The 517-nt window shown below is 59.4% G+C and carries 2 pseudogenes; one reads left to right on the plus strand and one right to left on the minus strand.

Annotated features, from left to right (window positions below):
- Nucleotides 1-135 (minus strand): annotated as a pseudogene (locus RA19_RS27570) (glyoxalase); the annotation flags it as partial.
- Between the two features lie 141 nt (nucleotides 136-276).
- On the opposite strand from RA19_RS27570, the pseudogene RA19_RS24745 reads away from it, so the two are divergent.
- A pseudogene (locus tag RA19_RS24745) lies at nucleotides 277-517 on the plus strand (adenine deaminase); the annotation flags it as partial.

Genomic DNA, 517 nt, shown 5'->3' on the forward strand with positions numbered 1-517 from the left:
GACCTGATGGCTCTTCACGCCAAAAACAGTCTCTAAAAAGGCGATTTCAGCCGGAACATCGCGCACCAGAATGTTCAGCCCGATCCCGCGCAGGGAGCGGCCAAAGCTGTCGCCGTCTACCGTTTCATAATCCATGCCGTCAGCTTCCGGCGAAAGGCGGCGCCCCGCAAGATGAAAAGCGGCAGGGTTTTGCCGCTCGCCGCCATAGGTTGTGAAGTTTCAGCAACATGGCGCCAAAGCCCTTGCACTCCGCCGCACAATCCTAACAATTGGAATATGTCAGAGCAGATATTCCCAAGCTGGCCCGATTCCGCCCCGAAACTGATTGATGTTGCTGCCGGCCGCGCCCCTGCGGACGTGGTGATCCGGCAAGGGATCTGGGTCAATGTGCATACCCGCGAGCAGCTGGCGGACCATGACATTGCCATCGTGGCTGGCCGGATTGCCTATGTCGGGCCGGATGCCTCTTACTGCACCGGGCCGGACACGCAGATCATCGAAGCCAAGGGGCGCTACA

It is taken from the genome of Leisingera sp. ANG-M1 (assembly GCF_000813745.1).
Classification (GTDB): Bacteria; Pseudomonadota; Alphaproteobacteria; order Rhodobacterales; family Rhodobacteraceae; genus Leisingera.